This is a genomic window from Paraburkholderia caballeronis, assembly GCF_900104845.1.
GTDB classification, from domain to species: domain Bacteria; phylum Pseudomonadota; class Gammaproteobacteria; order Burkholderiales; family Burkholderiaceae; genus Paraburkholderia; species Paraburkholderia caballeronis.
Genome location: NZ_FNSR01000001.1, coordinates 1,533,320 through 1,545,987, shown reverse-complemented (window position 1 = coordinate 1,545,987; position 12,668 = coordinate 1,533,320). Strand labels below are relative to the sequence as shown.

General features: G+C 66.0%; 9 protein-coding genes. 5 read left to right on the top strand and 4 right to left on the bottom strand.

What is annotated here, in order from left to right; translation table 11 throughout:
* Positions 1-108 precede the first annotated feature (108 nt).
* Positions 109-1,239, bottom strand: coding sequence for a sensor histidine kinase (locus BLV92_RS06920; protein ID WP_090543452.1), 1,131 nt, complete (start codon positions 1,237-1,239; stop codon positions 109-111).
* Positions 1,240-1,644: 405 nt separating this feature from the next.
* Here BLV92_RS06920 and BLV92_RS06915 point away from each other — a divergent pair, with 405 nt between their 5' ends.
* From BLV92_RS06915 to BLV92_RS06895, 5 genes are read left to right on the top strand one after another with little or no spacing between them, the layout of a single operon-like run.
* Positions 1,645-2,628, top strand: coding sequence for a cytochrome c oxidase subunit II (locus BLV92_RS06915; protein WP_090543450.1), 984 nt, complete (start codon positions 1,645-1,647; stop codon positions 2,626-2,628).
* On the top strand, positions 2,607-5,201 hold the full coding sequence (gene ctaD / locus BLV92_RS06910; RefSeq protein WP_090543448.1) for a cytochrome c oxidase subunit I: 2,595 nt from the start codon (positions 2,607-2,609) through the stop codon (positions 5,199-5,201). The genes BLV92_RS06915 and ctaD overlap by 22 nt, the downstream gene beginning before the upstream one ends.
* Positions 5,202-5,219: 18 nt before the next feature.
* The gene (locus BLV92_RS06905; protein WP_090543446.1) at positions 5,220-5,546 is read left to right on the top strand and encodes a hypothetical protein; all 327 of its coding nucleotides are present in this window, start codon (positions 5,220-5,222) and stop codon (positions 5,544-5,546) included.
* Positions 5,522-6,466, top strand: a complete 945-nt coding sequence (locus BLV92_RS06900) for a cytochrome c oxidase assembly protein (RefSeq protein ID WP_090543444.1) — start codon at positions 5,522-5,524, stop codon at positions 6,464-6,466. The genes BLV92_RS06905 and BLV92_RS06900 overlap by 25 nt, the downstream gene beginning before the upstream one ends.
* Positions 6,463-7,758, top strand: coding sequence for a cytochrome c (locus tag BLV92_RS06895; protein ID WP_090543442.1), 1,296 nt, complete (start codon positions 6,463-6,465; stop codon positions 7,756-7,758). The genes BLV92_RS06900 and BLV92_RS06895 overlap by 4 nt, the downstream gene beginning before the upstream one ends.
* Positions 7,759-7,776: 18 nt before the next feature.
* Here BLV92_RS06895 and BLV92_RS06890 read toward each other — a convergent pair whose 3' ends face one another.
* The 3 genes from BLV92_RS06890 to BLV92_RS06880 form a co-directional block, all read right to left on the bottom strand.
* Positions 7,777-8,277, bottom strand: coding sequence for a helical membrane plugin domain-containing protein (locus BLV92_RS06890; RefSeq protein ID WP_090546891.1), 501 nt, complete (start codon positions 8,275-8,277; stop codon positions 7,777-7,779).
* Positions 8,277-11,285, bottom strand: a complete 3,009-nt coding sequence (fdhF, locus tag BLV92_RS06885; RefSeq protein ID WP_090543438.1) for a formate dehydrogenase subunit alpha — start codon at positions 11,283-11,285, stop codon at positions 8,277-8,279. The genes BLV92_RS06890 and fdhF overlap by 1 nt, the downstream gene beginning before the upstream one ends.
* Positions 11,286-11,469: 184 nt before the next feature.
* Positions 11,470-12,639: a zinc-dependent alcohol dehydrogenase gene (locus tag BLV92_RS06880; protein ID WP_090543436.1), complete on the bottom strand. Its 1,170-nt coding sequence runs from the start codon at positions 12,637-12,639 to the stop codon at positions 11,470-11,472.
* Between the last annotated feature and the right edge of the window lie 29 nt (positions 12,640-12,668).

Below are 12,668 nucleotides of genomic sequence, written 5' to 3'. Positions count from 1 at the left end.
TTGCGGCTATCTGGCACGCTCGGCGGAATACAGCGACGAAGCGAAGCGCTGAGCGGGCTGGTCGCTTCTCGCGGCGTACAGATTGACGGCGCAGATATCGTACGCTTCTCAGTTCGTTGATGCGGGGGCGCGCGGAATCTGCACGCTAAAGACCGTCCTTGTATCGTCAGATTCGACAGCAATCGTTCCGCGATGGGCGCTCGCGATGCAACGGCAGATGTAGAGACCAAGTCCGACGCCGGAGGAAGCCCGGTTCTGCTCTGATGCCGGAGCGGCGCGCGTCAAGGGATCGAATAGCGTAGGAAGTGCATCTGCCGGTATCTTCGGACCGCCATTAGCGACGGCAACGATAATCCGGTTGCCGTCGCCCGCCACGTCCACGCGGACGCGTCCGCGGCCGTGTTGAACAGCATTCGTCAGTAGATTGACGAACATCTGGTTGATGCGGGCGCCATCACAGATGCCGGCAACGTCGCCCGTCGATTGCACGCCGATGTCCGCATCCGGTCTGGCAGCACGCACCTCCTCCGCGGCCCCTTCGCAAATACGTCCGAAGTCCTGTCGGGTGAACTCAACGGGAAGCGTGTCGCCGAGGCGCGCCCGCGCAAAAACGAACAGGTCGTCGATTAATGATTTGAGACGCTCGGCGCTTCGTTGCAGGCTCGCGCCCGCCCGGATACTGGTGGGCGATAGATTTTGGTCATGCAACAAAACGTACGCTGAATTCAGGATCGCCCCGACGGGCGAGCGCAGGTCGTGTGCGAGCACCCCGGCGAAAAGATCGCGGATGCGCTCGGTGCGTTGCGCGAACTGGCTGACGGACTCGGTGACCATCTGATCAAGGGCTTCGTTGAAGCGGATCATTTCCTGAAATGCGCTCGAATCGAGCTCGCACCGCTGCTGCCATCTGCGCAGGACGCTCGCCCGCAGTGCACGATATTCCGCCACCAGGGCATTGATCTCGAAGCCCTGCGCTTGCCGGTCGTCCGCGTGTCCGCGGCCAACCTTGTTAAAGGCTGCATCCTTCGCCAGCTTGTTGCCGTGCGACTTCTCCTGCTGCTGAGCGTCGGTTTGTTCGCCTCGCATGTCTGCCGCGATTTCCATCAGCAGTTCGCGGGCCGAGTTACGCAGTTGCTGTTCGGAAAGATGGGTGTTCGTTTGGCTGAGCGTGCGGGCGTATCGGGTCCAGTCGTCGATTAGCTCGTCAAGGTCTGCCTCGATAAAGTCCGAGAGAGTCATTCGTTCCTCCAGATCGAGAGGGCAAGGCCGGTATCGCCTGCCACGGTCCTGAGCGCACGTGTCTTTAGCCTCCTTTCATCTTACGAGAATATCGAGTGATGCGAGTTCTGACACGCGGGTCCGAATTGCCGACATCATCGCACGGCTTACTTCCCATCTAGACAGGCAGTCCTTGACGACGCTGGGACTATATATTGCCCCGCATCGTTCTTTCCCCGCAGCGTTTCTCGGGACAGTTGCAATTCGTCAAATGGGCGCACGCATTTCGCCTCGCATTCAGAGTGCCCGAGCTCGTGTTCGCCGCAGGTATGTGAACCAAGCTCGCGCTTTTGCTACTGAAAAAGGCAAAAGACCGGGAACAATTGATGCTCTCCCTCGAACACCCAGCCACCTCACCGTTTTCGCATGCCCCTTTCCCCTCCCGCAGCCGCGCACGACGCGCTGCGGTCCACCGGCATTCAGGCCGCGCGCATCGGCGCGTTATGGAACCTCACGCTGATCGTCTGCGCGCTGGTCTTCGCGGCGGTGCTCGTCGCAGTGCTGGTCGCACTCGCGCGCGCACCGCGCGGCAACCGCGACACGCCCGCCGAAGCCGGCCGCGCCGCAATGCCGCGCGACGCGCGCGCCCGGCGCTTCGTCGTCGGCGCGACGGTTGTTTCGGTGTTGCTGCTGGTCGGCCTGACGACCGCCGACGTGCTGACCGACCGTGCGTTGTCGAGACTGCCGGCCGCGAATCCGCTGCGTATCGAGATGACCGGAGCGCAATGGTGGTGGCAGGCAAGCTATGCGGCCGACGGTGGACAAGCTGGCTTCGTCGTCGCGAACGAACTGCATGTGCCGGTCGGACGGCCGGTGATCGTCTCGCTGAAGGCCGCCGATGTGATTCACACCTTCTGGGTGCCGAACCTGCACGGCAAGAAGGACATGCTGCCCGGCATCGATTCGACGATCGAGTTCCGCGCAGACGAGCCTGGCATCTATCGGGGCCAATGCGCGGAATTCTGCGGCACGGAACACGCGTTGATGGCGATGTACGTGACCGCCGACGCCCCCGCGCAATACGCACGCTGGGCCGCCCATCAGCGCGCGAACGCGGCGCCGCCAGCCAGCCCGCTCGCGCTGCGCGGCCAGCATTTGTTCGAGGCGGCTGACTGCGCGCAGTGCCATGCGGTGCGCGGCACCTCGGCGGGCGGGCAGATCGGCCCCGACCTCACGCACCTGATGAGCCGCCGCACGATCGCGGCCGGCACGCTCGTCAACGAGCGCACGAATCTCGAAGCGTGGCTGCGGGACCCGCAGCACTTCAAGCCCGGCACCTCGATGCCGGCCGCGCACTTCTCTTCCACCGATCTCGATGCGGTCGTCACATGGCTGACCACGCTGAACTGAAGCCGTCGCGTGTGTTCGACGGCCCCGATGTGGGCGACGAAGCCCGCGCCGCGCTCGAACGCACCTGGCGCGATCCGCCCGGCTTCGTGGGCGCGCTTTCGGCGATCAATCACAAGACCATCGCACGGCGCTTCATCGCAACGACCTTCGCGTTCTTCCTTGCGGCCGGGCTGCTCGCGCTCGCCATGCGCACGCAGCTCGCGGTGCCAGGCAACCGGTTCGTCGGCGCGGACTTCTACAACCGCCTCTTCACGATGCACGGCACGACGATGATGTTCCTGTTCGCCGTCCCGGTGATGCAGGCGGTGGCGGGTTACCTGGTCCCGCTGATGATCGGCGCGCGCAGCGTCGCGTTTCCGCGTATGAACGCCTACGCCTACTGGGTGTTCCTGTTCGGCGGCCTCACGCTCTATATCGGCTTCGCGTGCGGCGCCGCGCCGGCCTCGGGCTGGTTCAGCTACGTGCCGCTCGCCGGCCCCGACTATGCGACCGGCAAGGGCTCGGACATCTGGGCGCAGATGATCACGTTCACCGAACTCTCCGCGCTGCTCGAAGCGATCGTGCTGATCACGACGATCCTCAAAATGCGCGCGCCCGGCATGTCGCTGAACCGGCTGCCGCTGTTCGTGTGGGCCACGCTCGTCACGCAGTTCATGGTGCTGTTCGCGATGCCGGCCATCATGCTCGCGAGCACCGCGCTGATTCTCGACCGCCTCGTTGGCACGCAGTTCTACAACCCGGCGCTCGGCGGCGACGTGCTGCTCTGGCAGCACCTGTTCTGGTTCTTCGGTCACCCGGAGGTCTATCTGATCTTCATTCCCGCGCTCGGCTTTCTGTCGGCCATCATTCCGACCTTTGCGCGCCGCTCGATCGTCGGTTATCCGGCGATGGTGCTCGCGCTCGTCGCGACGGCGTTTCTCGCGTTCGGGCTCTGGGTCCACCATATGTTCGCGACGAGCGTGCCGGCGCTCGGCAAGAGTTTCTTCACGGCAGCCAGCGTGATGATCGCGATTCCGTCCGGCATCCAGATATTCTGCTGGGTCGCGACGCTGGCCACCGGCCGACTCAACCTCAAGACGCCGCTGTTGTTCGTGCTCGCGTTCTTCGTGATTCTCGTGCTCGGCGGGCTGACCGGCGTGATGCTCGGCTCGGCGTCGCTCGACCTGCAGTTGCACGACACCTACTTCGTGGTCGCGCATCTGCACTACGTGCTGCTCGGCGGCGCGGTGTTTCCATTGTTCGGCGCGTTCTTTTACTGGTTTCCGAAGATGACCGGCCGGCTCCTCGACGAAACGCTCGGCCGTTGGCAGTTCTGGCTGTTTTTCGTCGGCTTCAACGTGACGTTTTTCCCGATGCATCTGCTCGGTCTCGAAGGCATGCCGAGGCGCGTGTGGACCTATCCGGCCGGCATGGGCTGGAGCGGGATGAACCTCGCGGCCACGATCGGCGCATGGACGATCGGCGCCAGCGTGCTGCTGTTCATCGTCAACGTGTGGCGTGCGTGGCGGCGCGGCGCGCCGGCCACCGCTGATCCGTGGGGCGGCGGCACACTCGAATGGAGCGTGGGCGCGCCGCCACCCGCGCACAATTTCGACGTGCTGCCAGTCGTGCGCGGCCGCGATCCACGATGGGAAACAACGGGCCCCGATGCGAGGATCGACAGCGTGTCGGGCCTCGCCGCCGACGCGCGCGAAGTGCTGCTGACGACCGCGCTCGACGCGCGTCCCGATCTGCGCATGTTGTTTCCATCGCCATCACTATGGCCCCTGATCGCGGCGCTCGCCACGACGCTGCTGTTCATCGACTCGATCTTCACGCCGTCGGCCGTGATCTGGGGCTCGGTGCCGGTCGCAATCGCGCTGATCGCCTGGTTCTGGCCGCGACGCGACGATCACGCGACTGCCGTTTCGCTCGAACTGCCGCCTTGGGACGCGCGCGTTTGCGAAGGCGGCGAGGTGCGAAGAACCTGCGCCTCGCGCGCGACGATCGACGTGCGCGCGCTGCCGAGCTTCGGCTTCGGCGCACGCAGCCCCATGTGGTGGGCGACCCTCGGGCTGATGCTGATCGAAGGCACCGTGTTCGCAATCGCCGTCGTCATGTACTTCTATCTGCGTAGCGCGAACGCGACATGGCCGCTGAATGCGCCGCCGCCCGACTGGCGCTGGGGCACGCTGAACACGTTCGTGCTGCTCGCCAGCCTGTTGCCGAACGAGGCCGCGCGGCGCGCGGCGAACCGCGGCGACCGCGCGGGTTCGCGTTTCTGGCTGAGCGTCTGTCTCGGCTTCGCACTGGTGTTTCTGATTGTGCGCGCAGTGGAATTCACGGCACTCAACGTGAGCTGGTACACCAACGCCTATGGCTCGATCGTATGGCTGCTGCTCGGCCTGCACACCACGCACCTGATCACCGACACCGTCGATACCGCGGTACTCGCCGTACTGCTGTTCACCGGGCCGTTCGAAGGCCGACGCTTCGTCGATACGAGCGAGAACGCGGTTTACTGGTACTTCGTCGTGTTGAGCTGGTTGCCGATTTATGCGGTCGTGTATCTCGCGCCGCGACTGCAAATCTGAACAGGGAGGATCGCGCGGATGAATACATGGCTCGCGCTTCTCGCCGCGCCAGCGCTCGTCCTGGCCGTTCAGGCCGCGAACTACGCGCTGGTGCATGTCGCCTGCGCGCGTCAAGCCGCGTGGCCGCTCGCGGCGTTGAGCGCGTTCGGCGTGCTGTTCTCGGCGGCCATCGCGTGGCTCGCCTGGCGGCGGTGGCGCTCGCTGATTCCGCCTCACGCCGACGACCCGGCGCGCCGCGCGCGCGCCGCGATGCTCGCGTGCGCGGCGACGTGGGTCGGCGCGCTCTCCCTGCTCATCCAGTTGACGATGTGGTTTCCGCAATGGCTCCTGTCACCCTGCTACTGAACGCGCTCGCCGCGTGGCTGCTGCTCACACCGAACGCCGACGCGCATGTGCTCACACCCGACGAACTCGCCGCGCCGCGCCTCGAATGGACGTTCACGCCCTGGGTCGTCGCGCTGCTTGCCGCGAGCCTCGTAGCGTATCTGATCGGCTACGCGCGCCTGCAGCGACGCGGCGAGCACGACCGCGCCGGGCGACGAACGCGGCTCGCCCTGTTTCTCGGTGGCTGGCTCGCGCTCGCGGCCGCGCTCGTCTCGCCGCTCGACACGCTCGGCGCGCTGCTGTTTTCCGCGCACATGGTTCAGCACGAAACGATGATGCTCATCGCCGCCCCGCTGTGCGTACTCGGCAGACCGGCCAGCGTCTGGTTGTGGGCGCTGCCGCGCGGCGCGCGCAAGGCGGTCGGCGCGATCGTGCGCGCGCGCGCGTTCGGCGCGGCTTGGGGCTCGATTAGCGCGCCCGTCGCCGCATGGGTGCTGCACGCGGCGGCGCTGTGGGCATGGCACGCGCCGATGCTGTTCGACGCGGCGCTCGCGAACCCGGCCGTCCATACGCTGCAACATGCGAGCTTTCTGATCACCGCGCTGCTGTTCTGGTGGGCAATATTCGGCGAAGGCGGCCAGCGGCGCGACGGCGGCCGCGCGATGCTGTTGCTGTTCACGACGATGGTGCACACGAGCGCGCTCGGCGCGCTGATCACGCTCGCGCCGGCGCTCTGGTATCCGTCGTATGTGGAGCCGACCAGTTCGCTCGGGCTCAATCCGCTGCGCGACCAGCAGCTCGGCGGGCTCATCATGTGGGTGCCGGGTGCGCTGGCGTACCTGATCGGTGCGCTTGCCGTTTGCGCGCGATGGCTGATGGGTACGCCCGCCCCGTGGCTGGCCGACCGCGATGCGGCGGCACGCGGGAGCAGCGTGCAATGAAGCACTATCTCGTCGTCGTGGGCGCGGTGGCCGCCCTCATAACCGCCACGGCCGCAGCATCGGCGCACGCCTCGCCTCCATCGCCTCCATCGGCCGCATTGCTCGCGCGCGGCGCCTATGTCGCGAAGGCCGCCGACTGCGCAGGCTGCCACACCGCACCCGAGCACGGCGTGCCTTGGGCCGGCGGCCTCGGTATGGGCTCGCCGTTCGGCACGATCGTCACGAGCAACATCACGCCCGATCCACGCTACGGCATCGGTGCCTATAAGCTGTCCGATTTCGAACGCGCGATCCGACACGGCGTCGCGCGCGGCGGCAAGCGGCTTTACCCGGCCATGCCGTATGTTTCCTTCTCGAAACTTTCGGATGACGACGTCGCCGCGCTTTACGCGTACATCATGCATGACGTACCGCCGGTCGCGAAGCCAACGCCGCCATCGGACGTCGCGTTTCCGTTCAACCAGCGCTGGGCGCTGCGTTTCTGGCAATGGATTTTCGTGCCCGGCCATCCGTATGCGCCGAAACCCGGACGCGACGCGCAATGGAACCGTGGCGCATATCTAGTGCAAGGCGCAGGACATTGCGGCGCGTGCCATACGCCGCGCGGCCCCGCCTACCAGGAAAAGGGCCACGACGAGACCTCGGCGTCGTTTCTCGCCGGCGGCATCAACGACCACTGGTTCGCGCCGAACCTCACCGGTGACCCCGGTTCGGGCCTCGGACGCATGAGCGAAGCGGACATCGCCGCGTTCCTGAAAACGGGCCACGGCAGCGGCGCGCTCGCCTACGGCAGCATGGTCGAGCAGATCGAGGACAGCACCCAGTATCTGACCGACGTCGATGCGTCCGCCATCGCGTATTACCTGAAGTCGCTGCCGGCGCGGCAGCCTTATGGCGGGTACACACCCGAGAGGGACACGAACCGCTCCGCGCAAAACGGCAACCGTGTTTCCGATGCGCAATCGCTCGGCTATCGGGTCTATCGCGGCTTCTGTGCGCGTTGCCACGGCCACGACGGCAAGGGCGCATTGCCGGCGTTTCCCGCGCTCGCCGGCAACCCGTCGGTGCTGACCGGGGACACGACGTCGCTGATCCGTCTGCTCGTGGAAGGCGGCAATAGCCCGTCGACACTCACCGGGCCGCCGCGCACGCAAATGCCCGCGTTTGCCGGCGTGCTGACCGACGTGCAGATGGCCCAGTCGCTCACCTACATACGCGGCGCGTGGGGCAATGACGCGCAACCGGTCACCGCGAACGACGTAAGCACGATGCGCGGCACGCTGCACAAATAGGCACGCACGAGGCTCCCATCAGGTCCCGCCTTGCTTCCCGCTGAAATCCGAAATCGGATTGGGAATGTCGCGATCGAGCCGTTCCGCGAAGGTCTTGACCGCCTCGGCGAGCGGACCGAGCGCGCGCCACAGGTCGTCGTCGTGCAGCATTCGATAGACGCCGCGCACGCCGGGCGCGGCCGCGTCGTGTTGTTCGCCTGGCTGCTCGCGCCCGTGCGGCCCCGACATCGCGTCCACCGCCGCCGCGAACGCGCTCGCGAGCTTGTAAAACCGATCCGGCGGAATCCGCGACAACGCTATCAGCAGCGCGGCGATGTTCTGCACCGCGTTCAGCGCGCCCTCGCGGCTTAATCCGTCCACCAGCACTTCGGCGATCTTCGTCTGCGAGCAGACGACATCGTTCGCGAAGCGCAGCACGCCATGCTCGTGCAGGCTCTGCAGCAAACGCTCCAGCGCTTCGTGCGCGTCCGGTTCCACCGGCGCGGCCTGCTTCACCTTCCATTCGATCGGCTCGGCCATCAGCATCGCTCCGGATGAGGGCTGTGCTCGGGCGGCGGCGCGTAGTCCTCGCGCGCCCACTTCACGTGCGCATCGACGCCGGCGTTCGGCGTACGCTGCCCATTGCGGAAGTTGTTGCGCGGTAGCGGCGGCGCGCCATGGCGGCGCGGCAGCACGTCGAGGCGCACCGCCGTTTCCTTGTACGCGGGCGTGTTGACGTCCGGGTCGTGATGCTCGCCGGTCAACTCGTTCACGCCGGGCTTGCCCTGATGGATCGGCACGAACAGCGTGCGGCCGCTCACCCGCCCGGTCACGAGCGCGCGCAGTTCGACCGAGCCGCGCCGCGAACTCACACGCACCCACGCGCCGTCCTCGATACCTCGTTCGCGCGCCAGTTCGGGACTCACCTCGACGAACCACTCCGGCGCGCTCGACCACAACCGGGTGCCGCGCCCGGTCTGGTTATTGCCCTGGAACTGTTCGAGCATGCGGCCGTTGTCGAGCGTGAGGTCGTATTCGGTGTCCGCTTTTTCGGCCGGCGCTTTCCATTCGAGCGGATACAGCGTCGCGCGGCCGTCGTCGGTGTGGAAGCGGTCGGTGTAGAGCAGCGGCGTGTCGTGCCCGTTTTCGTCGACGGGCCAGCATAGCGATTTCCACCCTTCGAGCCGTTCGTAGCTCACGCCCTTGAAGATCTTCGCAATCGACGCGCATTCGGCCATGATCTGCGACGGATGCGTGTAGCCCCACGCGTGCCCCATCCGCGCGGCGAGATCGGTCAAGATGCGCCAGTCCGGGCGGCTCTCGCCGAGCGGCGGCATCACCTCGTAAAAGCGCTGGATGCGCCGTTCGGTGTTCACGAACGTGCCGTCCTTCTCGGTGCTCGGGCAGCCGGGCAGCACGACGTCCGCGAACTCCGCGGTGCGGCTGAAGAACAGGTCCTGCACGACCATGAAGTCGAGCGATTCGAACGCGCGATGCACGTTCTCGGTGTCCGAGTCGGAAAACGCGGTTTCCTCGCCGATCACGAACATCGCCCGCACGCGCTTTTGCGCCGCTTCCTCGACCATCAGGAAATTGTCCGCGCCGGGCCGGTTCGACAGCGCCTCGGGCGCCACGCCCCAGGCGCGCGCCCACTTCTCGCGCATCGCCGCGTCGGTCACTTTCTCGTAGCCCGGATAGACGTCTTTCAGGCAGCCGAAATCGCTCGCGCCCTGCACGTTGTTGTGGCCGCGCATCGGAAATCCGCCGGTGCCGGGCCGCCCATAGTTGCCCGTCACGAGCAGCAGGTTCGACAACGCGGTGCTGGTGTCCGCCCCATGCGTGTGCTGCGTGATGCCCATCGCCCAGACGATGCAGACGCTGCGCGCCCGGCCGATGCGCTCGGCCGCCTCGGTCAGCCGCGCCTCGTCGATACCCGTCACGCGCGCGGCGAACGCCATCGTGAACGGTTCGAGCGAGCGCCGGTACGCCTCGACGTTGCTCACGCGCTGCGCGAGGAACTCGCGGTCCGCGTAGCCGTGATCGAACATATAGCGCGCGAATGCGCTCGCCCAGACGAGATCGGTGCTCGCGCGCGGTTCGAGATAAAGATCGGCGCGCTCGGCCATTTCATGACGGCGCGTATCGAACACGATCGACTGCTGGCCGCGATGCTTGCGCGCGGCCTTGAGCCGCGAGGCGATGACCGGATGATTCTCCGCCGTGTTGCTGCCGACGATCACGACGAGATCGGCCTTTTGCAGATCGTCGATGGTGCCCGCGTCGCCGCCGTAGCCGACCGTGCGAAACAGGCCCATCGTGGCCGGGTTCTGGCAGTAGCGCGACGAGTTGTCGACGTTGTTCGTGCCGATCACGAGGCGCGCGATTTTCTGCGTCAAATACGCTTCCTCGTTGCTCGCCTTGCTCGATCCGATGAAGCCGATGCTGTCCGGGCCGTGGCGGTCGCGAATCTCGATCAGGCGCCGCGCCACGAGGTCGAGCGCTTCGTCCCAGCTTGCTTCGCGAAAGCGGCCGTCCTCGCGGATCAGCGGCGTCGTGAGCCGCTGCGGATCGTTGATGAAGTCCCAGCCGAACTTGCCCTTCACACAGGTGGAAATGCCGTTCGCGGGCGCGTCGGCCACCGGCTGTACCTTTAGCAACTGGCGATCGCGCGTCCACATCTCGAACGAACAGCCGACGCCGCAGTAGGTACACACCGTTTTCGTGCGGCGAATCTCGGGCTGCCGCCAGTGCATGTCGATCACCGACAGCGCCGCGATCGGCCGCGCGCCGATCGTGCTTTCCCACGACTTCACGAGATCGATGGCCTTCCGTTTGAGCGGCTGCGGCAGCGCGGTGAACGGGCCGGCGTCGGGCTGCATCGTGCGTTCGAGCAGCGCGTTGCACGGACACACGGTCACGCAATGCCCGCAGCTCACGCAACTCGATTCGTGGATCGGCTTGCCGCCGTCCCAGCGCACGCGCGGATGCTCCTCTGTGAAATCGATCGACAAGGTCTCGTTGACCTCGACGTTCTGGCATGCCTCGACACAGCGCCCGCACAGAATGCACTGGTCGGGATCGTAGGTATAGAACGGGTTCGTCTCGTCCTTATCGTAGGGCTTGCGCTGGTAGGGATAACGCTGCACGGGAAGGCGCATGTCGACCATCGTGTTGTGCAGCGTGCAGTCGCCCGAGTTGTGCTCGCAGACCGTGCAGTACAGCTCGTGCTTCGCGAGCAGGCGGTCCATGCCCTCTTCGCGCGCCGCCCGGCTCACGTCGGTTGCGGTGGTCAGCACGAGGCCGTCGGCCGCGCGCAGCGAGCACGAACGCACGAGTTCGCCGCCGCTTTCGACCCAGCAGACGTCGCAGGTCTGCAAAGGTCCGAGCGACGGGTGATAGCAGACGTGCGGCAGGTTCACGCCGTGGCGCGCGAGGAAATCGATCAGCGGCATGCCGACCGGCCCGCGATACGGATGGCCGTCGAGCACGACCGTGCATTCAGCCACCGCCTTGGCGGCCGGCAGCGCAGGAAGCTGGTATTCGTTCATGGCTGATGGCGTGGGAAAACATGACCGTACCAAAGGCCTCTAGCATCGAGCGTTCCCGCCCGCACGACCGGCACGGCGGGTGGCCCGAACACCGTTGCGCAACTGGCGCCAGAACCCGGCTGGCCCCCGTGAGGAACCCGGCGAATCCGGGCGGGGAGGCAAGTAAGCGGGCAAGCCGGCCACACTATGGCTTCAACACGACCTTGATGCACCCGTCCTGCTTGTCGCGGAACGTCTTGTACATGCCGGGGCCGTCCTCGAGCGCGACGGTGTGCGTGATGACGAACGACGGATCGATCTGCCCTTCCTGAATCCGCCTCAGCAGATCGTCGGTCCAGCGGTTCACGTGCGTCTGCCCCATGCGAAACGTCAGCCCCTTGTTCATGGCCGCGCCGAACGGAATCTTGTCGAGCAGCCCGCCGTACACGCCCGGAATCGATAGCGTCCCCGCCGGCCTGCACACGTAAATCATTTCGCGCAGCACGTGCGGCCGGTCGGTTTCGAGCATCACCGCCTGCTTCACGCGGTCATAAACCGAATCGAACGAACGCGTGACGTGGGCCTCCATTCCGACTGCGTCGATGCACTTCTCCGGCCCCTTGCCGCCCGTCAGTTCCTTCAGGCGATCGAGCACGCTCTCGTTGTCGAAATCGATGGTGATCGCACCGCTCTCGCGCGCCATCGCAAGACGCTCTGGCACATGGTCGATCACGATCACCTGCTTCGCGCCGAGCAGCATGGCACTGCGCGCGCTCATCTGTCCGACCGGCCCCGCGCCCCAGATCGCGACGGTGTCGGTCGGCTCGATCTCGCACTGCGCGGCCGCCTGCCAGCCGGTCGGGAAGATATCGCCAAGAAACAGTACCTGCTCATCGGTCAGGCCGTCCGGAATCCTCACGTGCGTAGCGTCGGCGAACGGCACGCGCACATACTCGGCCTGACCGCCCGCGTAGCCGCCGGTCAAATGCGAGTAGCCAAACAAGCCCGCCGTGGCATGGCCGAACACCTTGTCGGCCTTGTCCTTGTTGCGATTAGTGCGCTCGCAGACGGAGAAGTTGCCGCGTCGGCACTGGTCGCACTCGCCGCAAATGATCGTGAACGGCACCACCACGCGATCGCCCACCTTCAGCGCGCGGTTCTCGCCGCCGACCTCGACGACTTCGCCCATGAACTCGTGACCGAGGATGTCGCCGCGCTCCATTGTCGGCATCAGGCCGTCGTATAAGTGCAGATCCGATCCGCAGATCGCGCAACTCGTCACCTTGACGATCGCGTCGCGGCCATGCTCGATCGCCGGATCGGGAACGGTGTCGCAGCGGATGTCGTGTTTTCCATGCCAACGTAGGGCTCGCATTGGGATTCTCCTTTGACTGGTCGGTGCGC

What these genes read in the sequence shown, in the direction of transcription:
- BLV92_RS06920 (WP_090543452.1), bottom strand. Translation starts at nt 1,239, where the DNA reads ATGACTCTCTCGGACTTTATCGAGGCAGACCTTGACGAGCTAATCGAC.
- BLV92_RS06915 (WP_090543450.1), top strand. Translation starts at nt 1,645, where the DNA reads ATGCCCCTTTCCCCTCCCGCAGCCGCGCACGACGCGCTGCGGTCCACC.
- ctaD (WP_090543448.1), top strand. Translation starts at nt 2,607, where the DNA reads ATGGCTGACCACGCTGAACTGAAGCCGTCGCGTGTGTTCGACGGCCCC.
- BLV92_RS06905 (WP_090543446.1), top strand. Translation starts at nt 5,220, where the DNA reads ATGAATACATGGCTCGCGCTTCTCGCCGCGCCAGCGCTCGTCCTGGCC.
- BLV92_RS06900 (WP_090543444.1), top strand. Translation starts at nt 5,522, where the DNA reads ATGGCTCCTGTCACCCTGCTACTGAACGCGCTCGCCGCGTGGCTGCTG.
- BLV92_RS06895 (WP_090543442.1), top strand. Translation starts at nt 6,463, where the DNA reads ATGAAGCACTATCTCGTCGTCGTGGGCGCGGTGGCCGCCCTCATAACC.
- BLV92_RS06890 (WP_090546891.1), bottom strand. Translation starts at nt 8,277, where the DNA reads ATGGCCGAGCCGATCGAATGGAAGGTGAAGCAGGCCGCGCCGGTGGAA.
- fdhF (WP_090543438.1), bottom strand. Translation starts at nt 11,285, where the DNA reads ATGAACGAATACCAGCTTCCTGCGCTGCCGGCCGCCAAGGCGGTGGCT.
- BLV92_RS06880 (WP_090543436.1), bottom strand. Translation starts at nt 12,639, where the DNA reads ATGCGAGCCCTACGTTGGCATGGAAAACACGACATCCGCTGCGACACC.